Raw genomic sequence first — 21,818 nt, forward strand, 5'->3', positions numbered from 1 at the left:
TTGTATTTATGCTAAAACTCCATAGGCTGAACGGATCAGAATTCGAACAAACCGAATCCAACGATCCACAACTGGGAGCTTACGATGAAATTGATGAAATGCCTGACGGGTTTGGCTTTGGCGGGTGCATTGGCTGCACCGGCGTTTGCACAGGACCCAACCTTTTTTCGCATCGGCACCGGCGGTGCAGGCGGCACTTATTTCCCGATCGGCGGGACCATCGCCAACGGAATTTCGGCCCCTCCAGGCTCACGCCCCTGCGAAGAGGGCGGCCAATGCGGCGTGCCCGGGTTGATCGCGATTGCACAGTCGACAACTGCGTCAGTCTTCAACAATGCCGCCGTGCAAAACGGCGAGCTTGAGGCCGGCCTGGCCGCGGCAGATGTAACCCGTTCGATGTATCTGGGTGAGGGCAAGTTTGAAGGCAAACCCCACCCGAAACTGCGCATCGTCGCAAACCTGTTCCCGGAAGACCTGCACCTGGTGCTGCCAGCCGGTCAGACGATCAACGATCTGAGTGATCTCAAAGGCAAGCGCGTTGGTATTGCCCAGGCTGGTTCCGGCACGCAGGTGGCCGTTTTGCAGATGCTGGACGCCTGGGGCGTCAATCGCGACAATATGGACGAGGCCGAGCTGAACAACAGTCAGAGCGCCGAGCGTTTGGCCGACGGTCAGCTTGACGCCTATTTCTACGCAGCAGGCTGGCCGGTTGCCGCAATGGTGCAGCTGTCATCGACCAAGGGCATGAACCTGCATTCCTTCAGCGATGAAGATCTGGCAAAGATCAACGAGATCATTCCTGCCTATATCCCGTCCGCTATCCCGGGCGGTGTATATGAAGGCATCGATTCCGAAACCAAGACCCCTGCGGTCAGCGCGATGCTGGTTGTGTCATCGGATCTGTCCGAAGATCTGGTCTATCAGCTGACCAAGGCCCTGTGGAACGACAACACGCGCAAGCTGCTGGACAACGGCCACGCAAAGGGCAAGCAGATCACGCCTGATACTGCCCTCGACGGCGTCGAGGCGCTGGGTGTTCCGCTGCATCCGGGTGCTGAGAAGTTCTATAAAGAAGCCGGTCTTCTTCAATAACCACACCTGACTGAAACCTGTCGTCGGTGCCCCTTCTTGGGGCACCGCACTCTGGAATTTTGCGAAATCGGGGGGCCATCATGTCCGAGACCCAGAAACTTGATGACCACGAACTGACGGCCGAGGAGCTGGCGGCCATCGAAGAACAGTTCGACGAAGGCGCCGCTGTCCGGCAGGTCACGCCCACGGCAGGCAAGGTGTTGCGTGTCGTCGCCCTGATCTTTGCATTCTACGAATTCTTCACGGCTGGGTTCGGCTTGCCGGCCGACCACTGGCATATGGGCATCTATCTGGCTCTGCTGTTCATTCTGGTCTACGCCACGATCCCGATTGTCGGGGCCAAAAGCCTCTATGCTCTCAAAGTCAGTCGCTTCCGCATCGGCAACGTCCCTCTTTATGATCTGGTGTTCATGGCGCTTGGCATCGTCGCCGCGCTTTACGTTGGTTTCGCCTGGCGCGGCATCCCGTTCCTGGGGATCGAGGAACAGACCTTTCGCATGGGCAACCCAAACAGCTATGATGTGATCCTCGGCGTCATCATCATCCTTCTGGTACTGGACATTGCGCGCCGCACGCTGGGTTGGGTATTGCCGCTGATCATCTGCGTATTCATCTCATACGCGCTGATGGGTCCCTATTTTCCCGGGTTGCTGCAACATCCGGGCGTGAACTTCAAAACCTTCGTGTCATCGATGTACTTCCCGCAGGAAGGAATCTATGGCGTGACGCTTTGGGTTGTTTCGACCATCGTGTTCCACTTTGTCCTGTTCGGCGTGATCGCTCAGCGAACGGGGCTTGGACAATTGTTCATTGATAACGCAACCATTTTGGCGGGTCGCTATACGGGCGGTCCGGCCAAAGTGTCGGTGGTATCCTCGGCCTTCTTCGGCACGATCTCGGGCTCTTCGGTGGCCAACACCGTTTCGACCGGCGCGCTGACAATTCCCAACATGAAGCGCCTTGGGTACCCCGGTCACTTTGCGGGCGGAGTCGAGGCCGCGTCTTCGGCCGGTGGTCAGATCACTCCGCCCATCATGGGCGCTGCGGCCTTCATCATGGCCGAGTTCCTCGAGGTGCCCTATACCACCATCGTGATCGCGGCAATCTTTCCAGCGATCCTGCACTATGTCGGCGTCTTTGCCGTGGTGCACCTGATGGCGCGTAAGCTGAACCTGCAAGGTCTGGCGAAAGAGCAATTGCCACAGCTCAAGGCCGTCTGGGCCGAGGGTTGGGCCAATATCGTTCCGTTGATCGGTTTGTTGGTCGTCCTGTTTACCGGCTACACGCCGTTCATGTCGGCCTTCTGCGGTATTTCGCTGGCGGTTATCGCGGGCATGTCGCGGATCAAGCAACCGCCAACACTGATCTACGCGGCGGCGTTTCTTGCGTTCGTGCTTTGGAAGTTTTCCGACGGTGGGTTTGACCTGTCCATGACAGCGATTCTGTGCGGATTGTCGGTGATTGCCACGCTCAACCCGCAGAAACGGATAGAAGTGCCCGAGATGTTGGCCGCGGTCGAACTTGGGGTAAAGTACTCGCTGGCCGTGGGGGCCGCTGCCGCCGCTGTTGGTATCGTGGTGGGTGTCATCAACACTACTGGCATCGGCTTTCGCATCGGCTTCATGGTCACGCAGGGAGCGGGCAATCTGGCATCCGATCTTTACAACATGATCTCGTTCGGCAGTTTCCAACTGTTTGCGATGGAAGACCTGCAACTGTTTATCTCGCTGGTCTTTATTGCCATCGTCTGCATTCTAATGGGTGCCGGCATCCCGACCACGGCGCTGTACATCATGCTCGTCTCGGTGGCGCAGCCTGCGCTGGCGCAGTTGGGGGTTCCACCCATCGCCAGCCATCTGTTCGTGTTGTATTATGGCGTGGTCTCCGAGATCACACCTCCGGTCTGTACGTCGGCCTATGCGGCGGCAGCGATTGCGAATTCCAACCCGTTCCGCACCGGGCTGTCCGCCTTTACGCTGGGACTGGGCAAGGTCATCGCGCCAATGGCGTTCGTCTATGCGCCGGTTTTGCTGTTCGTGTCTTCCACCGGGTTCGATCTTTGGGAATTCACCTATACCGCCACCAGCTGTATCGCCGGTGTCATCGCCCTTTCGGCAGCGGTCGTGGGTTATTGGTTGCAGCCACTCAACCTCGTGTCGCGCATCCTGATGGCCATTGCCGGGGTTATCTTCGTGGCGCCCACGCTGACGGCTGACCTGATCGCATTGGCGGTGGCGTCTCCTGTCATCATCACACAGGTGATCGCCCGCAGCCGAATTCAAGCAACGGTCTGACATGCCTGAACAAGTGACCATCATCGGCGCCGGGATCGTCGGTCTGTGCTGTGCGCTCTCGTTGCAGGAGCGCGGTATTGCCGTGCGTCTGATCGACCGTGGAGAACCGGGGCAGGAGACATCGTTCGGCAATGCCGGTGTCGTCTCGCCCTGGTCGGTCATTCCACAGGCCACGCCGGGTATCTGGAAAACGATCCCCGGGATGCTGTTGGACCCGAAAAGCGCGTTGACCGTCAGACCTGCGTTCTGGCCCAGGATGATACCTTGGGGCCTGAGGTTCCTGAAGAATTCAAGCGTGAAATCCGTACGCAATATCTCGGACGCAATGGAGGTGCTGTGCCGCCCTTCGATAGATCTGTACCGAAGACATCTGCAAAATACCGGGCACGAAGACCTTATTGTTGATTCCAACTATGTCCACGCGTTTCGCAACCCGGATCAGGCTGACCTGAAAGAATTGGGATATCTGATCCGGCAGGAAAAAGGCGGACATCTAGAGCGGATAGACGGACCAGAATTGCGCCGGATCGAACCTGCGTTATCCAGAGATTTCAAGGCTGCGATCCTGATCAAGGGACAGGCGCGGGTCACGTCTCCTGGCCGGGTTGGTGCGGTTTTGGCCGACAAGGCCCGTCAACAAGGCGCCGAGTTCGTGCGGACAGAAGTCAAAGAACTAAAGCGCACGGAAGACGGCCAATGGCATTTGACCTCGTCGGCCGGCGCGCTTCACGCCGATACTGTCGTGCTGGCCGCCGGTGTTTGGTCTGCCGAGTTGCTGAAACCCTTGGGTTTGCCCGTGCCACTGGTGGCCGAGCGTGGATACCATGTCCAATTCCCGACCCCCTCTGCCAGCCTGGAAAACTCGGTGATGGACGTAGACGCCAAGGTGGTGGCCAGTTCGATGCAGGACGGTCTGCGCGTGGCGGGCACGGCCGAATTCGGCAGCATCGACGCGCCGCCAGATCCACGCAAACAGTCGCTTCTGACCGCACAGGCCCGCGCAATGATGCCGGATCTGAACACCTCGGATACACAGTTCTGGATGGGCCGACGCCCGTCTTTTCCCGACAGTTTGCCTGCGATCGGTCCGGTTGAGGGGCACAAGGGCCTGTTCACCGCCTTTGGTCATTCCCATTACGGTTTGATGATGGCCCCCAAAACCGGCGAGCTGGTGGCTGATCTGGTGTCAGGGCAGCGCCTCAACATCCCATTGGATTCAATCGCCTTGTCGCGATTTTGACGCGTAACAACCACCGTTTCTAAGAAGGATTACCCAATCATGCCGATCTATCAGGGTGGACAGAATATCTGCGGAGCCTCAATCGGGGTTTTGTGTCTGGAAAGCTATTTTCCCAAACCTCCCGGTCATATCAAGAACCCTTCCAGCCTGCCGTTCCCGGTGCTGTACGAGATGATAGATGGCATCACGGTGCCAACGCTGCTGAACAATCCGACGCCTGATCTGCTGAACCCATTCATTAAAGGCGCGCAACGGCTTGAGGCTGAAGGCGTACGCGCCATTACCGGAAGTTGCGGGTTTCTCGCCCTGTTCCAAAAAGAGTTGGCCGCGGCCGTATCGGTGCCTGTCTTCGCTTCGAGCCTGATACAAGTGCCATTGGCCTTTCACATGACCGGGGCCAGCGCACCGGTCGGGGTGATAACAGCGGATTCGTCAGCGCTGACGCAACGCCATTTCGAAGGCGTTGGAGCAGGGGGCGTTCCGGTGGCCGTACAGGGTCTGGAACACACCAGCGAGTTTGCCGAAGTCATCCTGCGCAACGCGCGCACCCGTATGGACACAGATCTGATCGAGGCCGAAGTGCTGGACGCTGCGCGCAGGCTGAAGCGCGATACGCCCGAAATACGCTCCGTGGTATTGGAATGCACGGATCTTCCCCCTTATGCAAAACGCATTCAGGAAGACCTGAAACTGCCGGTCTTTGACCTGACGACGCTGGCGCAAATGGCGCATAATGTAAGCGCGCGCACCGGGTATTGCGGGCTGATGCCGTGGGGGTGAGGCCCTTGCAGGCTGGTGTTTTCTTTCAATGGCTCAGAAGCGTCGAATAGCCGCGAAAACAGTTGCTATTCGCTGATGCTTTTGGACGGACCGGTACAAGGGACTTTCCCTTGCTGAAACGGCTGGTTAAGAAGCCCTTCCACTGCCGTTTCAGGAGGCCCCCTTGGACCGTATCGCCCGCACCATAGCCACCGAGATCAATGCACGTCCCGATCAGGTCGGTGCTGCGATCAATCTATTGGACGACGGAGCGACGGTTCCTTTTGTCGCCCGCTATCGGAAAGAAGCAACCGGTGGGTTGGACGACACCCAATTGCGCCTTCTGTCCGAACGTTTGACCTATCTGCGTGAGCTTGAGGCACGGCGGGAAACCATCCTGAAGTCGATAAAAGAACAGGGGAAGCTGACCGAAGATCTGAGTAAATCGATAGCTCGGGCAGAAACCAAGGCCCAGCTGGAAGACATCTATCTGCCTTACAAGCCCAAGCGGCGCACCAAGGCGATGATCGCGCGTGAAAACGGGCTGGAACCCCTGGTCGAAGCCATTCTGGCCGATCGCGATGCGGACCCGGAAACACTGGCCGGGGCATACCTGAGCGAAGCTGTCGCCACCTCTCGAGACGCGCTGAACGGCGCGCGGGACATTCTGACCGAACGATTAACGGAAAATGCGACACTGCTGGGTGAGTTGCGGGCCTTCATGCAGCGCGAGGCGCTGCTCAGTGCAAGAGTTGTCGACGGGAAAGAAAAGGAAGGCGCCAAGTTCAGTGATTATTTTGACCATTCCGAACGATGGGCGGATGTTCCATCGCATAGGGCTTTGGCAATGCTGCGGGCGTCAAAAGAAGGCATTGTTTCACTTGATATCGCGCCGGAACCGGAGTTCGGGGCAGCCCGGGCCGAATCCATCGTGGCCGCGCATCTGCAGACCCGTGGCCAAGGGCCGGGTGATGCCTGGTTGCGCAAGGTGGTCGGGTGGACCTGGCGGGTCAAGCTTTCGCTGTCGATGATGGTCGAACTGATGGCCGAACTGCGCAGTCGGGCACAGGACGAGGCAATTCAGGTCTTTTCACGCAACCTTAAGGACTTGCTGTATGCTGCTCCGGCGGGTGCCAAGGCCACTTTGGGCCTCGATCCCGGCATCCGCACCGGCGTGAAAGCGGCGGTGGTTGACGCAACGGGCAAGGTCGTGGCCACTGACACGCTGTATCCCTTCCAACCCAAAAACGATTTGCGCGGAGCGCAGGCTACCATCCTAAACCTGATCTCGGCCCACCAGATTGAACTCATCGCCATTGGAAACGGAACAGCGAGCCGAGAAACCGAACGGTTGGTTGCAGATACTTTGGCTCTGCTCCCCAAGGCGGTAAAAGCACCGACCAAGGTAGTTGTGTCCGAAGCGGGGGCTTCGGTCTATTCCGCGTCGGAACTGGCAGCACGAGAGTTTCCCGATCTAGACGTTTCGCTGCGTGGGGCGGTGTCCATCGCCCGGCGATTGCAGGACCCTTTGGCAGAACTGGTCAAAATCGAACCGAAATCCATCGGCGTGGGGCAATATCAGCATGACGTTGACCAGCACCGCCTGTCGCAATCCCTGGATTCCGCGATCGAGGATGTCGTGAACGCGGTCGGGGTTGACCTGAACACGGCCTCTGCACCTTTGCTTGCGCGTGTGTCGGGGCTGGGCCCCGCGCAAGCCGAAGCCGTCGTCGCCCATCGCGATCTGAACGGGCCGTTCCAATCGCGCAAGGACCTGTTGTCCGTTGCCGGGCTGGGTCCGCGTGCCTTTGAGCAATGCGCCGGATTTCTTCGCATAAGGGACGGCGCCGAACCGCTTGATGCGTCGTCGGTGCATCCCGAAGCCTATGACGTCGCCCGCCGCGTCGTATCGGCCTGCGGGCGGGATATCAGGCACATCATGGGCCATGAGGGGGCCTTGAAAGGGTTGCGGGCACAACAATTCGTAACCGAAGATTTCGGCCTGCCCACGGTTCTGGATATCTTTGCCGAGCTTGAGAAACCCGGACGAGACCCCCGGCCCAGCTTTGTCACGGCCACTTTCGCGGATGGCATCGAAGAGATAACCGATCTGAAGCCCGGAATGGTTCTTGAGGGCACCGTGACAAACGTGGCAGCCTTTGGGGCCTTTGTGGATGTGGGCGTTCATCAGGACGGTCTGGTTCACGTCAGCCAGTTGGCCGACCGCTTCGTCAAGGACCCGCATGAGGTCGTCAAGGCCGGGCAAGTCGTGAAAGTGCGCGTTGTCGAGGTGGATGTACCCAGAAAACGGATCGGTCTTTCGATGCGCAAACAGGGCGGCGGTGGAAATCGGCGCGCCTGATCTGCAATCCGCACATTATCCAGGCTTAACGACATAAAGGCGTTACCCGCCGGAAATAGCGTGCAGACCGATACGGGCAGCCGGCATGCGTTGTTTTCATTGCGCGCTGAACTGGGTATCAGCAAGAGAGCTCTCAGTGTCGCCAAACGGATCGAAATGGAAACGACAGTTCATGCAGTACCACAACACGCCTTACGACAAGCTTCAGGTCGGTGATACTGCCGAGTTGGCCCGCACGTGCTCGGTTGATGATTTCTATGTGTTCGCCAACAATTCCGGCAATCACAATCCGCTTCATCTATCCAGCGAAGACGGCGACGGCGACCACATCAACGAAGCGGTTGCCCCTGCCATGTTCGTGGGGGCCCTGATCTCGGCCGTTTTAGGGAACGTTCTGCCGGGGGCAGGGACGCTCTATAAATCGCAGCGATTTGATTTTGTGGAAAGGGCGCATGCCGGTGATGAGCTGGTATCCAAAGTCACCCTTCTGGAAAAGCGACCAAACCGGGAAGTTGTCTTTGAAACGGTCGTTACGCGCCCATCGGACGGTGCCGTGATCGTCAGCGGGCAGGCCGTCGTGATCGCGCCGGAGAAAGAGATGGTGTTCGCCGAGTTGGATCTGCCCGGGCTGGTGGTGAAACGTCATCGTCACTTTGATGCCATGCTGGAAAAGGTGCGCCCGTTGCCGCCCATGCCGACCGCCGTTGTAGCCCCGGAAGAGCCCAACGCCTTGGGTGGGGCGCTGCTGGCCGCGCATGAGACGATCATCACACCCATTCTGATCGGTAACCCGGACAAAATCTCTCACGCGGCCGCCGAAATCGGAGCGTCGTTGGATGGGATTGAAATCATTGCGCAGAGCGATCACATCGGTGCGGCCCATGCGGCGGTCGATCTGGTTGCAGAAGGTCGTGCGAAAGCGCTGATGAAAGGGCATCTGCATACGGATGAATTGCTGAAGGCTGCGCTCAGGCGTGAAAACGGCCTGCGCACCGGCCGCCGCTTTACCCATGTCTTTGTCATGGACGTGCCCGGCCAACCCAGACCTTTGTTGGTGACGGATGCGGCGATCAATATCGAGCCGGACCTGGAAACCAAGATTGATATTGTCCAGAACGCAATCGACCTGGCCCTGTCGCTGGGGATCGAAAACCCCAGGGCGGGTGTTCTGTCTGCCATCGAAACCGTCAATCCGGCGATCCGATCCTCGGTTGATGCGGCTTTGCTGTCGAAAATGGCGGAACGCGGTCAGATCACGGGCGGGCTTGTTGACGGCCCCCTTGCCATGGACAATGCCGTCAGCCTTGCGGCTGCGCGTTCCAAAGGGATTGTGTCGGATGTCGCGGGCAAAACCGATATTCTGGTGGTGCCAAATCTGGATGCCGGGAACATGATGGCCAAGCAGCTGACCTATATCGCCAATGCAGAAGGGGCCGGTCTGGTCATGGGGGCCAAAGCTCCGATCATTTTGACCAGCCGCGCCGATGACGACAAAGCCCGGCTGGCATCCTGTGCCGTGGCGGCACTGCACGAAGCCTTTTCCTTACCGCGCACCGGAGCACCCGCATGACACATGTCGTGACACTGAACGCTGGATCGTCTTCCATGAAATTTGGTCTGTTCGAGCTGACCGATGACGATCCGATCATGGTGTGCACCGGCGCGGTCGAGCGGATTGGAGAACCAGAGCCGTTTGTCAAGGCGAAGTCTTCCGACGGAAGTGTCCTTGCCAGCGGCACCGCCGGAGAAATACGCGATCACGCCGCAGCGCTGGACTGGGTTTTGAACCTGCTTGCGCGCTCATTTCCAAACAGCGACGTGACTGCGGTCGGGCATCGTGTTGTCCACGGTGGACCTGACATCGACGCTCCGGTGCCATTGACCAAGGCGTCCATTCAAGAGTTGGACAAGCTGTCGCCGTTCGCGCCTTTGCATCAGCCGCACAATCTGGCCGGAGCCCGGGCCGCGATGGAACGTTTTCCGAATGCGGTTCAGATCGCCTGTTTCGACACCGCCTTTCACCGCAATCATCCGTGGGAGAATGACGTTTTTGCCTTGCCGCGCGAGTATTACGACAAAGGTGTTCGGCGTTATGGCTTTCACGGGCTCAGCTATGAATTCATTTCGGATCACATGGCAAAGACAGCGCCGCTTTTGCACGAAGGGCGCGTGGTCGTGGCCCATCTTGGCAATGGTGCATCGATGTGTGCGATGATCGGAGGGCGTTCCGTCGGATCGACCATGGGCTTTTCGGCACTGGACGGGCTGCCGATGGGGTCACGCTGTGGTCAACTTGATCCTGGCGTGGTCCTGTATCTGATGGACCAGGAAGGGCTGAGCGCTGACGAAATCTCAGACCTGTTGTTCCGGAAATCTGGGCTGTTGGGCCTGTCCGGGCTGTCCAACGATATGCGTACCCTGGAAAAGGCGGACACACGCGAAAGCCGACAGGCGATCAGCTATTTCACCTTCCGTATCCGGCGCGAGCTTGGCGCGATGGCGGCCATTCTCGGCGGTATCGACGCCTTGGTGTTTACCGGTGGGATCGGAGAAAACTCACGCCTCGTGCGTGACCGGGTGTGCTCTGGGATGGGATGGCTGGGCATCGAGCTCAATCCTGATGCAAATGCGGACAATGACCGGATCATTTCAACCGATCTGTCCCGCGTCGTGGTCATGGCAATCCCGACCAATGAAGAACTGGTCATTGCCCGTGCGGCGGCTGACCTGTTGGCCAAACGCCCACGGCTCAGAACTGCCTAGCGATCTAAGTTTCGACATAGGTCCAGCGATAGGCAGGCGGGGTCGGTCCCTTGTTCCGGCCGCCTTGCTGCATCTGTTCCCACGCATGGGCCAGAATCCCAACCGATCTGGATAGGCAAAACAGACCGCGTGCCAGTGGGGGCGCAAAGCCCAACTCGGCATAGATCACCGCGGTGGCGCCATCTATGTTCATAGGAACAGGCTTTCCTTTGCGGTGGGCCAACTCTGCCTCGATCGCCTGTCCGATCTGTAGGAACTGACCATCACAAGCCCCGTCCGTCACAGCATCACGGACCAACGCCATCAGACGTGGTGCGCGCGGATCCGTCGGCGTGTGGAAACGATGGCCAAAACCCGGCAATATCTTTCCTTCACGCTCGATCCACTCGTCCAGCGTTTGATCCAACCGGCCAGGATTTTGCGCCACGAAATGGTACAGCATAACCGCTTGCTCACCAGCCCCGCCGTGAATATCCCCCAACATGTTCACAGCGCTCGCCATCGCGTTGTTTAGCGGCAGCCCGCAGGTCACGGCCATGCGCGCCGTTGCGATGGAAGGGGCCTGAGGTCCGTGGTCCACGGCGGCAACCAGCGCGGCCTCGAACAACCGGACCTGCGCCCCAGATGGTCGGTCGCCACGAACCATGAACCAGATCATCTCGCTGAAACTGAGATGTCCGATCAGATTCTGGATCGGCTCTCCGCGCAGGTCGATCCGGCCCGGTTCCATATCGATGATGGAAGTCGTCCACCAATTGGACACATCGCTCATATGATGCCTTCCTTGCTCAAAGCGTCCATTTCCGCGCCGGTCAACCCAACTTCAGACCAGATCGCTTTATTGTCTGCTCCAAGTTCAGGCGGCGCGGTTTGGGGCATTTGCCGTTCGCCGTCCATGACAATGGGGCTGCCTGCAAGTTTCATGTCTTCGCCCTGCACTCGAAAAGATCCGATCAGGCCACGACCGGCAAGCTGTTCGTCATCAAGCGCCTCGGGCACGGTCAATACCTGCCCGGCCGGCACTCCGATTGCGTTGAGTTCGCTGACCCAGTCCGATGCCGCTTTGGTCCGCAAGGTCTCCTCCAGCGCCGCGCGCAGGGCGTGGCGATTGCGCTTGCGGTCTTCGCGCGTTTCATAATCCGGGTGGGCCAGCAGGTCTTGCCGGCCCAGATGCCTGGCCAGTGCCTGCCACTGTTCGTCGCGGTTGGCGGCTATGTTGATGGGACCGTCAGAGGTTGCAAATGTTCCCGACGGTGCTGACGTCGTGTTTTCGTTGCCATGGGCCCCGGGAATGGCACCGGCGATCAGATAGTTCGACACGACCCAACCCATTGTCGAGATCACGGCTTCGGACATCGCCACATCCAGATAGGCCCCGCGAGGATCCGCGTTCAGGGCGGCGGACACTGCAAAAGCAGCCGTCATCCCACCGATCGTGTCCGCCAAAGGATAGCCAACGCGATAGGGTGCGGTGTCAGGACCGCCGGTGACAGACATCACGCCACTGATACCCTGCACGATCTGGTCATAGGCCGGATCGCCTCGGCGGGGACCGTCCTGACCGAATCCGCTTATGGCACAGTAAATCAGTCTGGGGTTCACATCGCGCAAGACGCCATACCCAAGTCCAAGCCGATCCATCACCCCGGGGCGAAAGTTCTCTACCAACACGTCGGCTGTCTGGACAAGGCGTTTCAGGAGCGCCTTGCCCCGTTCTGATTTCATGTTGAGCGTGATGGACTTCTTTTCAGCATTCTGCGCCAGAAAGCTGACGCCCATACCGGCCTTGTTTCTGGCAGGATCAGCACCCAGAACGCGGGCAAGGTCGCCACCGTCAGGGCGTTCGACCTTGATCACTTCGGCGCCCATGAGCGCCAGTTGATAGCAGCAATACGGACCCGCGAGGACATTCGTCAGATCGAGAACCCGTATTCCTGCCAGTGGCTCAGTCACCGTCCGCAACCCCTGCGGCCCGGGCACGCGCCCGGCGCGCGCGATAGCTGGGCAACAGCACCAGCAGCACCGCGACAACAAGCAGACCCAGCGTCATCGGACGTTCCCAGATGAAAGCAATACCGTCATAGAGCTGCATCGAGCGGGCAAAGTTGTCCTCCATCATCCCCCCGAGGATGAAACCAATCAGCAGCGGCGCAAGCGGGTAGTCGGCAAATTTCAACGCCGTGGCGCAAACACCGAAGCCAACAAGTATCAAAAGCTCGGTCGCGTTGTTCTGCCCGATATAGGCCCCCATCAGAGTGAAGAACAAAATGAAGGGGATCAGGTAATTGCGCGGAACCGAGAGAACCTTTGCGATATATGGGATCAGCGGCAGGTTCAGGATCAGCAGAACAAGGTTGCCAATGAACATTGACATGATGACGGCCCAGAATATCTGCGGCTCGTCCAGCATCAGCCGTGGGCCGGGTGTCACGTTCAGGGCAATCAGTGCGCCAAGCAGGATCGCGGTGGTGCCGGACCCGGGAATGCCCAGTGTCAGCAGCGGCACGAAAGAACCGGTGCATGCCGCGTTGTTCGCCGTTTCGGGCGCAGCCAGACCTTTTATTGACCCTTTGCCGAATTCGTCCTGTTCCTCTTTCGGGGCAATGTTGCGCTCGACCGCGTAGCCGAGGAAGCTGGCAATCGTTGCCCCCGCACCGGGCAGAACCCCGATGAAGAAGCCCTGTACAGATTGGCGGCCGATCACCGGTGCGATGGCCTTGGCTTCACTGCCTGTGATGCGCAGGTCCTTGATCTCGCCGTCATCCCCCTGAAGGTTTTTGGGTTTGAGCACCAGAAACAGCGCTTCGGGCAGGGCGAACATGGCCATGGCAAGCGTGATGAAGCCAAAGCCCGATTGCAGATCCATGATACCCATTGTGAAACGCGGCAGGTTGAACAATGCACCTTCACCGACCGTTGCCATGATCAACCCAAGTAGCGTCATGATGACGGCTTTGGCCACTTGACCGGTGCCTGCGAAGGCTGCGATTGCCGACAGGCCCACGACCATAAGCGCGAAATACTCGGCCGAGTGGAACAGCAGTGCCACCGACGACAGAGCAGGGGCAAAGACCATCAACAAAATGGCTCCGATCGTACCGCCGGCAAAACTTGCAATAGCTGCAACAGTCAACGCTTTGCCCGCTTTGCCCTGGCGGGCCATCGGATAGCCGTCGAAACTGGACGCAACAGTGCCCGCGACCCCCGGCGCGTTGAGAAGGATCGAAGATGTCGAACCGCCAAAGATGGCGCCGTAATACACTCCGGCCAGCAGGATCAGCGCTGCGGACGGGTCGCCCATGGAAATCGCGACCGGGATCATGATGGCGATGATCGACATCGGCCCAAGACCCGGAAGCATGCCGATGAACGTGCCGATCAGGCACCCTGCGATCACCATCAGCAGGTTTTGAATTGAAAACGCCGTTTGCAGACCGATCAGAAGTCCTTCGAGCATGTCAGCCTCCGAAAATGCCCGGCAATGGGCGCATGTAGATGCCAAGAACTTCCTGAACCAGATACCAGACCGCGCCTGTGGCGATCAGCGCGACGGGTAGCATGACGTGCCATTTGCGCTCACCCAGAATGAAAGACCCGAGGATCAGAAAGGCCGAGGTCGAGATCAGAAACCCAACAGGGCGCAGGCAAAGCGCGTAAATCACCATCAAGGCCAGCAACATAAGTGCTTGATCAAGGTGGTATTCCCCCAGCCGCCGGTAATCGATATCGGCTTCCTTTGGTTCCGCCTTTTCAAAGCCCAGCAAAATGATCGTGGTGGTGACGACACCCAGAACCGACAGCACTTTGGGGAATGTGCTGGGCCAGATCGGGTTTCTCTGCATGAAAGGGGGCAGGCTGCCGTCCATCGTGAACCAAGCGGCGTAGCCATATGTCAAACACACACCCAGAAGAATGAGCGCGATCCAGCGATCCAGCGCCATGAGAGCCTCTCCCTGTTCCTGTTCGTGGGATGGCAGAGCGGCGGATCCGCTCTGCCGAAAACGGACTTAGAGGAAGCCCAGCTTTTTCATAAGATCGCCGATCTGCTGTTCCTGCTGCTCCAGGAACGTCTGGAAATCTGCGCCCGAGTTGTGGATGTTGACCCAACCATTGCGTGCACGAACCTCTTCCCATTCCGGGGTGTCGTACATCTTGGCAATCGCTTCCTGGTAGGCGGCCAGTTTTTCTTCGGGCAGGCCGGGGGCCGCGAAGAAGCCGCGCCAGTTCACGAAAGTGGTATCAATACCCTGTTCCTTCATCGTCATCGCGTCAGGAGCCGCATCAACGCGCTCGTCGGATGTCACGCCGATAATCTTGACTTCACCCGCATTCGCCAGATCGACCGCTTCCGAAAAACCGGTGGACAAGGCGGCGATTTCACCCGACAGCAGGGCCGCCATGGCTTTGCCGCCCGCGTCATAGGGGATGTATTTCACGCCAAGCGCATCCTTGCCCGCTGCTTCCATCACCATCGCCGCCACCAGATGGTCCATGCCGCCAGGAACCGAGCCGCCACCGATCGCCGTGCCGCCTGGGTCCGCATCAAAAGCGGCAAGCAGATCCGCCATCGAGTTGATCGGGCTGTCTTTGCCTACAACGATCGCGGCATAGTCGCCGATAGTGCCCGAAACCAGCGTCAGATCGCGGAAGTTGTGAGGAAATACACCGGTCAATGAGCGGATCACGATCGGCGTAGAATTCACCATCAGAGTGCCATGGTTGCTGTCGGCATTTTCAATCAGATATCCAATGGCTTTGCCACCACCGCCGCCTGACATGTTTTCGTATGACGCCGTGCCAACAAGGCCAGCTTTTGTCAGCGCTTCGCCCGTGCCGCGCGCCGTTCCGTCCCAGCCGCCACCGGCGCCACCGGGGATCAGAAAGTGAATGCTGTCCACGACCTGATGGCCATCAGCCAAAGCCGGCCCTGTCAGGCCAATTGCGGCCACAGCTGCGATCAGGGCGCGACGGCCCAGTGTGAATGTCGTCATGATGTCCTCCCATTTGACAACCAGCCGCATGGCGGCTCAGATTGGGTGGAACAAAAACACATCAACCTGACATCAACCTGTCACGCACGAAAAATAGCAAAAATCCCATGAAATTCCTCCTTGTGGAAGACAATCTTGATCTGGCGAACGCCATCTGTTCGCGCATGAGGTTAGACGGCCATGTGGTTGATCATGCGTCTAAATTGGACGAGGCGACCGCCTTTACCGAAACTCAGGAATATGACCTTATTCTGTTGGATATCATGTTGCCGGATGGGGATGGGCGCGACTTTCTCAAACGGCATCGCGCAGGTCGCCTGGACACCCCCGTGATCGTTTTGACCGCACGCAGCCAGGTTTCGGATCGAATCGGTTCGCTGGATCTGGGGGCCGACGACTATGTCACCAAACCGTTCGACCACGCCGAACTCGAGGCCCGCTGCCGCGCCGTTCTGCGTCGCAAATCCGGGAATTCACGGACAACGATTGAAGTGGGCGGAATAGTCTTTGATCCATTGGCAGGTCATCTGACCGTAGGGGATGAGACTGTTTCGTTGCGCAACCGGGAACTGCGCCTTCTGGAACTGTTCATCAGCGCGCCTGGTCAGGTTTTTTCGAAACAGAAACTGACCGACCGGCTTTTTTCATATGATGACGATGTCTCGGACAATGCAATCGAGGTTTACGTTGGCCGCCTTCGCAAACATCTTGAACCGTCGGACTTGAAGATCACCACGCTTCGCGGTCTTGGATACAGGCTGGATCATGCCTCCTGATCCCCCCCCTGACCCCTATGTGTCAGGATCGCTTCGGAACAGGCTGGTCCTGACTTTGATCGGTGGTGCCGCGATATTGGCGTTTCTTCTGTTTATCGCGGTTCGCAACTATGCCGCACAGGTCGCGCAACAAGGGCAAGACAACATCCTGGGGGCGTCGGTCACCTCAATTCTGGACGCAGCCGCCTTGCGCGACGGTCAGTTGGAGGTTGATATTCCCTATGCAGCTTTCGCCATGCTCAGCACACCGTCCGACGACCGGGTTTTTTACGCGATTTTTCAGGATGGCGCGTTTTTGTCAGGATATGAAGATCTGCCGCCGGCCACAGGGCAATTCGACGGCAAGTGGAGCTTTCAAACAAGTCGGATACGGGGTGAAACCATACGTCAGGTCAGTGCTCGGCGAACCCTTGTGGGCCTGAACAAACAAACCGTCATCGAGGTCGCGTTGGGCCAAACGCAGGACGCGCTTGCGGAAACTCTGGACCAGATTTCACGCAACGCGGCGATTTTGGGCATCGGGTTCTTTGCTCTTGCCGCTGCGCTGTCATTCTGGGCCACCTCGTCCACGATTGGCCAATTGAACAGGCTTACGACCTCTGTCACCCGGCGCGGTCCGCAGGACCTGAGCCCGTTCAAAAAGCCCGTACCCCGCGAAATGGCGCCTTTGGTGGCGTCGTTGAACTCTTTGATGGGGCGACTGGATCAGTCACTGAGCCAATCGGAAGATTTCATCGCCGAAGCGGCCCACCGGGTGCGCACCCCTTTGGCAACCGTTCGATCTTATGCCGATGCCACGTTGCAGAGGGTTGAAAAGGAAGAAAATCGCGAAGCATTGCGCTCAATGGTGCGGGCGATTGATGAAAGCTCGCGCGCGGCGGGGCAATTGCTGGATCATGCGATGATCACGTTCCGCGCCGATCATCTGGAACGCGAAGACATTGATCTCAATGCTTTGGTCCGTGATCTGGTGCAGCGTCTCACGCCAATCGCCGAGATGAAGGACTTGTCGCTTTCCCTGAGTGGCGATCCAAAGGTTTCCTACTCGGGTGATCCGATTCTTATTCAAAACGCTGTGCGCAACATGATCGACAACGCTCTGAAATATGCCCCTGCCGACAGTGTCGTACGCATCGAGGTCGTTTCCGAGCCACGCATTCAGATAATTGTCAAAGACCGTGGGCCGGGGTTTCCTCCTGACGAGATCGGCACTTTGACGCGCCGTTTCGAGCGCGGGAAGAACGCAAGCGGAACCATCGGATCCGGATTGGGCCTTACAATCGTTCAGGACGTTGCATCTGCACATGGTGGCACACTGGAATTGACCAATCGACAGGGGGGCGGCGCGTGCGTTATCTTATCGCTTTGATTATCTTCAGTCTTCCTGTCGTTGCTGCCGCCCAAACCTGGGAGGACAGGCAGGTTTTCAACGCCTCGGCGGATGAGGCGCATCTACGCGTGATCTCAAGCACGGACACCTTTCTGTTCGAACCCTTGATTGCGGGTTTCATCGAAGAAAACCCCGGTATCTCTGTCGAATACCTGGTGACCGGCACCGCAGATATTGACCGAATAGTCCGCGCCGCACCGGAAGACTTCGATGTCGTCATATCCAGCGCGATGGACCTGCAACTGAAGCTGGCAAACGACGGTTTCGGGCGTATCATCGACGACATACCGCTGCCATCCTGGGCGCAATGGCATCAAAGCCTTTTTGCGTTCACATCGGAACCGGCGACAATCGTAATTAACCGCGCGGCCTTTGCTGGCGGCCCCATCCCCGAGACCCGGCAACAACTGATTGAAATCCTTCGTTTGCGTCCCGATGATTTCAGGGGCCGTGTGGGCACCTATGACATCCGTCAATCCGGTCTGGGATATTTGTTCGCAACGCAGGATGCCCGCGCGTCCGAGACGTATTGGCGGCTTATGGAGGTGATGGGTGGATTGGACGTGCGCCTTTACTGTTGTTCGGCGGATATGATCGATGACCTCGTCAAAGGTGAGATTGCAGTGGCTTACAACGTTCTGGGCAGCTATGCCGAAGCCCGCGCTGGAAGCAAGGACACGGTGGAAATCATTCTGCCGTCGGATTTCCAGACGACCATGATGCGCACGGCCATGGTTCTGAATGGCACCCCTCAACCGGACGCGGCCACGTCTTTTCTCAAACACCTGATTTCCAACCAAACCAAACGGGTAGGCGACCCCGTTACCTTGCCGCCCTTGGCCCCACACGAAACTGGCACCGATCGGGAAACGATTGGGCTGGACCCAGGGCTCATGACATTTCTGGACAGGCTGAAACGCCGCCGTTTTTTGGCTGAATGGGAAAACGCGGTCATCCAGCGATAACCGCGTCCGCATCATTCGCGAAACGCGCGGTTGAAGTAGTCTGCCATCGGTTTCACAAGATAGGACAACGGCGTGCGTTCGTCGGTCTTGATCAATGTCTCAACCGGCATACCCGGCAAAAGCTCCTGGCCATTGAGCCGGTCTATCTCACCGTCATTCAGCACCACTTCGGCGCGGTAAAAGGTGAAACCGGACTGTTCATCCGTGAACGTGTCCGCCGAGACGTTGTTGACCTGTCCTTCAAGTTCGGGCGTTTCGCGTTGATTGAACGCCGGAAAGCGCAGGGCAACGGATTGCCCGACATGCAACTGATCCACATGGATCGCATCCACCCGCGCTGCCACCAACAGCGGCGTATCCTGCGGGACCACATACATCATGGGTTCACCCGGCTGAATGACCGATTGCAGGGCAAAGACCTGACTGCCGTAAACCGTTCCGCTGACAGGTGCGCGAATTTCAAGCCTGGCCAGACGTTCCGCCAGGGACAAACGTCGTTCCCAAAGCTCTGCCACCTGCGCCTGAACGTCCCGCAAAGTGGTGATCGCTTCTTCCCGCCGGGTCGCGGTCAGTTCGACAATCTTGATCTCGGTTGATGCAATCTGTCCTTTAAGGCGCGCAACGGAGGCTTCCAGTTTGCCGATTTCGCCTGTCAGACTGGCTTCTTCGCGTTGCAGCGCCAGCACGCGGCTGTTTTGTGTCAGACCCCTGCTCAACAGGCTTTGCTGATCCTTCAACTCCGCCTCGATCAACTCTGTCTGGCGGCGCAACGAGACCAACTGAGCCTTCGTGCCTGCGATCTCGCTTTCTATCTGAACCAACTGTTTGCGCAGTTGTTCGTCCTGCTTGGACAGCGTTTCCAGCCGGGCATCGAACAGGTTCTGTTGCCCTGCAATCAGGTCCGGATCGATATCGTATTCTTTTTGAACCTCAGCCAGGCGCGCCGCCAATTCTTCGGATGTCAGGCCATCCCGCTCGGCCTCCAGCCGGGCCCGGCGGGCCAAAAGATCAAAGAGTTGAGATTCTACGATCGTCTGTTCCGAAGACAGAAATGTGTCATCCAACCGCAAAAGCAAATCGCCCGAGGCAACCGTATCACCGTCGCGCACGAAAATCTCGCCAACCACGCCGCCGTCAGGATGTTCAACGACCTGACGGTTGCTTTGAACTTCGATGACACCCGAAGATACAATCGCCCCGGCCAGCCGCGTTTTCACGGCCCAAAGGCCCAACCCGCCGACCAGAATGCCAAGGGCAAGAAATCCCACCAACGCAGGTATTTTGATGCCCCAGACGGGGACGGGTGTCTTGGTTGATTTTTTCGCCATTATTCACCTACGGGGCTAAGCTTGCGCTTAATCGCGCCCGCATTCTGGACCATTGCGTTCAGAACCTCATCGCGACTGCCAAACCTCACCACCTGGCCTTTTTCCACAACAGCAAGATCGTCACATTCCGAAATAGCCTGCGGGCGGTGCGTCATGATGATGGCAGCCTTTCCCGCTTCCTTGAGGCCGCGCACGGCAGCATTCAAAGCTTCGGTGCCATCTGCGTCGAGGGCCGAGTTCGGCTCGTCCAAAATGAGAAGGACCGGGTCGCCATACAGCGCACGGGCCAGCGCAATACGCTGTTTCTGGCCGCCCGACAACTGACTGTCATTGCCTTCAAGAAAGGTGCCGTAACCCTTTTCCAATGACAGAATCAGTTCGTGTGCCTTGGCCTTCTTGGCCGCCGCCACCACCGCTTCTGAATCCGGGTTTTCCGACATCCGTGCAATATTCTCAGCAACGGTTCCGTTGAACAGGGTCACCTGCTGCGGCAAGTATCCTATGTGGCTGCCCAGATCGTTGGGATCATATTGGTCCAACGTGGCGCCGCCCAACCGGATCTCGCCAGCTGCCGGTCTCCAAAGCCCAAGCAGAGCCTTGGCCAGGGTCGTTTTGCCCGACCCACTTTTGCCGATTACACCAAGCGCCTTTCCCGGCTCCAGTTTCAGGTTCACATTTCGCAAGGTTGGCGCAGAAGCACCCGGAGGGATTACCGTCAGGGATTTGGCTTCCAACTGGGATTTTGGGATCGGCAAACGAATCCGCTGTTCCTCTGGCGGTGTCTGGTCCAGAAACCGGTTCAGCGAATTCCAGGCCGTGCGGGCCCGTTCGACCAAACTCCATTGGCCGACAGCCTGTTCCACCGGGGCCAAAGCCCGTCCCAGGAGAATCGAGCCCGCAATCATCGCCCCGGGCGTCATTTCGTTTTGCAATACCAACCACGCGCCCAAAGCCAGCATGGCAGATTGCAGAAAAAGCCGAAGCGATTTCGTCAGCGACGTGAAGCTACCAGTCCAGTCACTAGCGGAAATGCTTTGACGCAAAGCTTCGGAACGCTGGTTCAACCACCGCCGGGTCACGTCCGCCTGCATTCCCTGAGAGCGCACAACCTCTGCTGCTTGCCTTGCGTGTTCGGAAAAGGCATTCGCCCGCGCCGCCGCGGATTGTGCTTCGGCCACCTTGCGACTGGTCAGGGCCTGGTTGAGCAATGCGATCAGCACAAGCAGCACGCCACTTGCAACGGCCAACCAGCCAAGCAGAGGATGAAAAATGAAAATCGCCCCCAGGAAGACAGGCGTCCACGGGATATCCATAATTGCAAGCAGCACGGGCGAAGAGCACAAGGTGCGAATGGTCTCGAGATCCCGCAATGCAGTCGCCGGAGCCGATCGCACCTGGGGCACCAGAGACCGGCGCATCGTGGCTTCGAAAACGCGCTCATCCAGCTGCGACTGGAACCGTGCACCAAAGCGGGCAACGATGCGACCGCGCGCATAATCCAGCATGGCCATCAGCGCATAAAGCAAAGCGACAAGCAAAAACAGTGCGGTCAGAGTTTCAACTGCCCGAGAACCAAGAACCCGATCATATACTTGCAGCATGAACAGCGGACCTGTCAGCATGAGCAGGTTGACGAAGATGCTGAACAAAAACGCCAAGGCCAGAAAGGCAATGCCCTGATTGCGCACGTTGCGCAATTCATGGCGAGGGGCCGCTGATAGGCGGTGTTGAGGTTTCACAGTTTACATTCCACATCATTCGGACAGGCATCGCCGCATTTAGAAAGTTAGTTCAGCATTGCCAAGTTTGCACATGTTTTTTTGAGCAAGAAACCGCAGACAGCGGGATGGAAGAAGCA

Annotated in this window: 17 protein-coding genes; 10 read left to right on the forward strand and 7 right to left on the reverse strand. The window is 58.1% G+C overall.

Going from position 1 to position 21,818, the window contains the following annotated elements; all coding sequences use genetic code 11:
• Nucleotides 1-93: 93 nt before the first annotated feature.
• The 7 genes from I9185_RS09220 to I9185_RS09250 all read left to right on the forward strand — a co-directional run bounded on the left by I9185_RS09220 (nucleotide 94) and on the right by I9185_RS09250 (nucleotide 10,510).
• Entirely contained in the window at nucleotides 94-1,092 is a 999-nt protein-coding gene (locus I9185_RS09220) for a TAXI family TRAP transporter solute-binding subunit (protein WP_245218075.1), read from the forward strand.
• Between the two features lie 80 nt (nucleotides 1,093-1,172).
• Entirely contained in the window at nucleotides 1,173-3,386 is a 2,214-nt protein-coding gene (locus I9185_RS09225; RefSeq protein ID WP_210092875.1) for a TRAP transporter fused permease subunit, read from the forward strand.
• 1 nt (nucleotide 3,387) lies between these two features.
• A complete protein-coding gene (locus I9185_RS09230) occupies nucleotides 3,388-4,626 on the forward strand; it encodes an FAD-dependent oxidoreductase (protein WP_171635983.1) in 1,239 nt (412 codons plus the stop codon).
• A 39-nt stretch (nucleotides 4,627-4,665) separates the two neighbouring features.
• Nucleotides 4,666-5,406, forward strand: a complete 741-nt coding sequence (locus tag I9185_RS09235) for an aspartate/glutamate racemase family protein (RefSeq protein WP_210092876.1) — start codon at nucleotides 4,666-4,668, stop codon at nucleotides 5,404-5,406.
• A 163-nt stretch (nucleotides 5,407-5,569) separates the two neighbouring features.
• On the forward strand, nucleotides 5,570-7,747 hold the full coding sequence (locus I9185_RS09240; RefSeq protein ID WP_210092877.1) for a Tex family protein: 2,178 nt from the start codon (nucleotides 5,570-5,572) through the stop codon (nucleotides 7,745-7,747).
• 172 nt (nucleotides 7,748-7,919) lie between these two features.
• The gene (locus I9185_RS09245; RefSeq protein ID WP_210092878.1) at nucleotides 7,920-9,317 is read left to right on the forward strand and encodes a bifunctional enoyl-CoA hydratase/phosphate acetyltransferase; all 1,398 of its coding nucleotides are present in this window, start codon (nucleotides 7,920-7,922) and stop codon (nucleotides 9,315-9,317) included.
• A complete protein-coding gene (locus tag I9185_RS09250; protein ID WP_171635991.1) occupies nucleotides 9,314-10,510 on the forward strand; it encodes an acetate/propionate family kinase in 1,197 nt (398 codons plus the stop codon). The genes I9185_RS09245 and I9185_RS09250 overlap by 4 nt, the downstream gene beginning before the upstream one ends.
• Before the next feature lie 4 nt (nucleotides 10,511-10,514).
• Here I9185_RS09250 and I9185_RS09255 read toward each other — a convergent pair whose 3' ends face one another.
• From I9185_RS09255 to I9185_RS09275, 5 genes are all read right to left on the reverse strand, one after another.
• The gene (locus I9185_RS09255) at nucleotides 10,515-11,282 is read right to left on the reverse strand and encodes a citryl-CoA lyase (RefSeq protein WP_210092879.1); all 768 of its coding nucleotides are present in this window, start codon (nucleotides 11,280-11,282) and stop codon (nucleotides 10,515-10,517) included.
• Complete coding sequence (locus I9185_RS09260; protein ID WP_210092880.1) at nucleotides 11,279-12,463, reverse strand: CoA transferase; 1,185 nt, start codon at nucleotides 12,461-12,463, stop codon at nucleotides 11,279-11,281. Before I9185_RS09260 ends, I9185_RS09255 begins: the two co-directional genes overlap by 4 nt.
• Entirely contained in the window at nucleotides 12,456-13,967 is a 1,512-nt protein-coding gene (locus I9185_RS09265; RefSeq protein WP_152460312.1) for a tripartite tricarboxylate transporter permease, read from the reverse strand. Before I9185_RS09265 ends, I9185_RS09260 begins: the two co-directional genes overlap by 8 nt.
• A 1-nt stretch (nucleotide 13,968) precedes the next feature.
• A complete protein-coding gene (locus I9185_RS09270) occupies nucleotides 13,969-14,451 on the reverse strand; it encodes a tripartite tricarboxylate transporter TctB family protein (protein ID WP_152460311.1) in 483 nt (160 codons plus the stop codon).
• 66 nt (nucleotides 14,452-14,517) lie between these two features.
• Nucleotides 14,518-15,501 (reverse strand): tripartite tricarboxylate transporter substrate-binding protein, encoded by a 984-nt coding sequence (locus tag I9185_RS09275; RefSeq protein WP_171228793.1) that lies wholly within the window; start codon nucleotides 15,499-15,501, stop codon nucleotides 14,518-14,520.
• A gap of 107 nt (nucleotides 15,502-15,608) precedes the next feature.
• Between I9185_RS09275 and I9185_RS09280 the strand changes: the two genes are divergently transcribed.
• From I9185_RS09280 to I9185_RS09290, 3 genes are read left to right on the forward strand one after another with little or no spacing between them, the layout of a single operon-like run.
• Nucleotides 15,609-16,277, forward strand: coding sequence for a response regulator transcription factor (locus tag I9185_RS09280; protein WP_152460309.1), 669 nt, complete (start codon nucleotides 15,609-15,611; stop codon nucleotides 16,275-16,277).
• Nucleotides 16,267-17,646, forward strand: coding sequence for a sensor histidine kinase (locus I9185_RS09285; RefSeq protein ID WP_210092881.1), 1,380 nt, complete (start codon nucleotides 16,267-16,269; stop codon nucleotides 17,644-17,646). The genes I9185_RS09280 and I9185_RS09285 overlap by 11 nt, the downstream gene beginning before the upstream one ends.
• A complete protein-coding gene (locus I9185_RS09290) occupies nucleotides 17,625-18,632 on the forward strand; it encodes an ABC transporter substrate-binding protein (RefSeq protein WP_171723733.1) in 1,008 nt (335 codons plus the stop codon). The genes I9185_RS09285 and I9185_RS09290 overlap by 22 nt, the downstream gene beginning before the upstream one ends.
• Nucleotides 18,633-18,643: 11 nt before the next feature.
• Here I9185_RS09290 and I9185_RS09295 read toward each other — a convergent pair whose 3' ends face one another.
• Together I9185_RS09295 and I9185_RS09300 are read right to left on the reverse strand one after the other, a co-directional pair.
• Nucleotides 18,644-19,960 carry an HlyD family type I secretion periplasmic adaptor subunit gene (locus tag I9185_RS09295; RefSeq protein ID WP_210092882.1) on the reverse strand — a complete coding sequence of 439 codons (1,317 nt, stop codon included), beginning with the start codon at nucleotides 19,958-19,960 and terminating at the stop codon, nucleotides 18,644-18,646.
• Entirely contained in the window at nucleotides 19,960-21,657 is a 1,698-nt protein-coding gene (locus tag I9185_RS09300; RefSeq protein ID WP_171636255.1) for a type I secretion system permease/ATPase, read from the reverse strand. The genes I9185_RS09295 and I9185_RS09300 overlap by 1 nt, the downstream gene beginning before the upstream one ends.
• Between the last annotated feature and the right edge of the window lie 161 nt (nucleotides 21,658-21,818).

This window comes from Ruegeria sp. HKCCSP346 (assembly GCF_017872595.1).
In the GTDB taxonomy this organism is placed as follows: domain Bacteria; phylum Pseudomonadota; class Alphaproteobacteria; order Rhodobacterales; family Rhodobacteraceae; genus Ruegeria.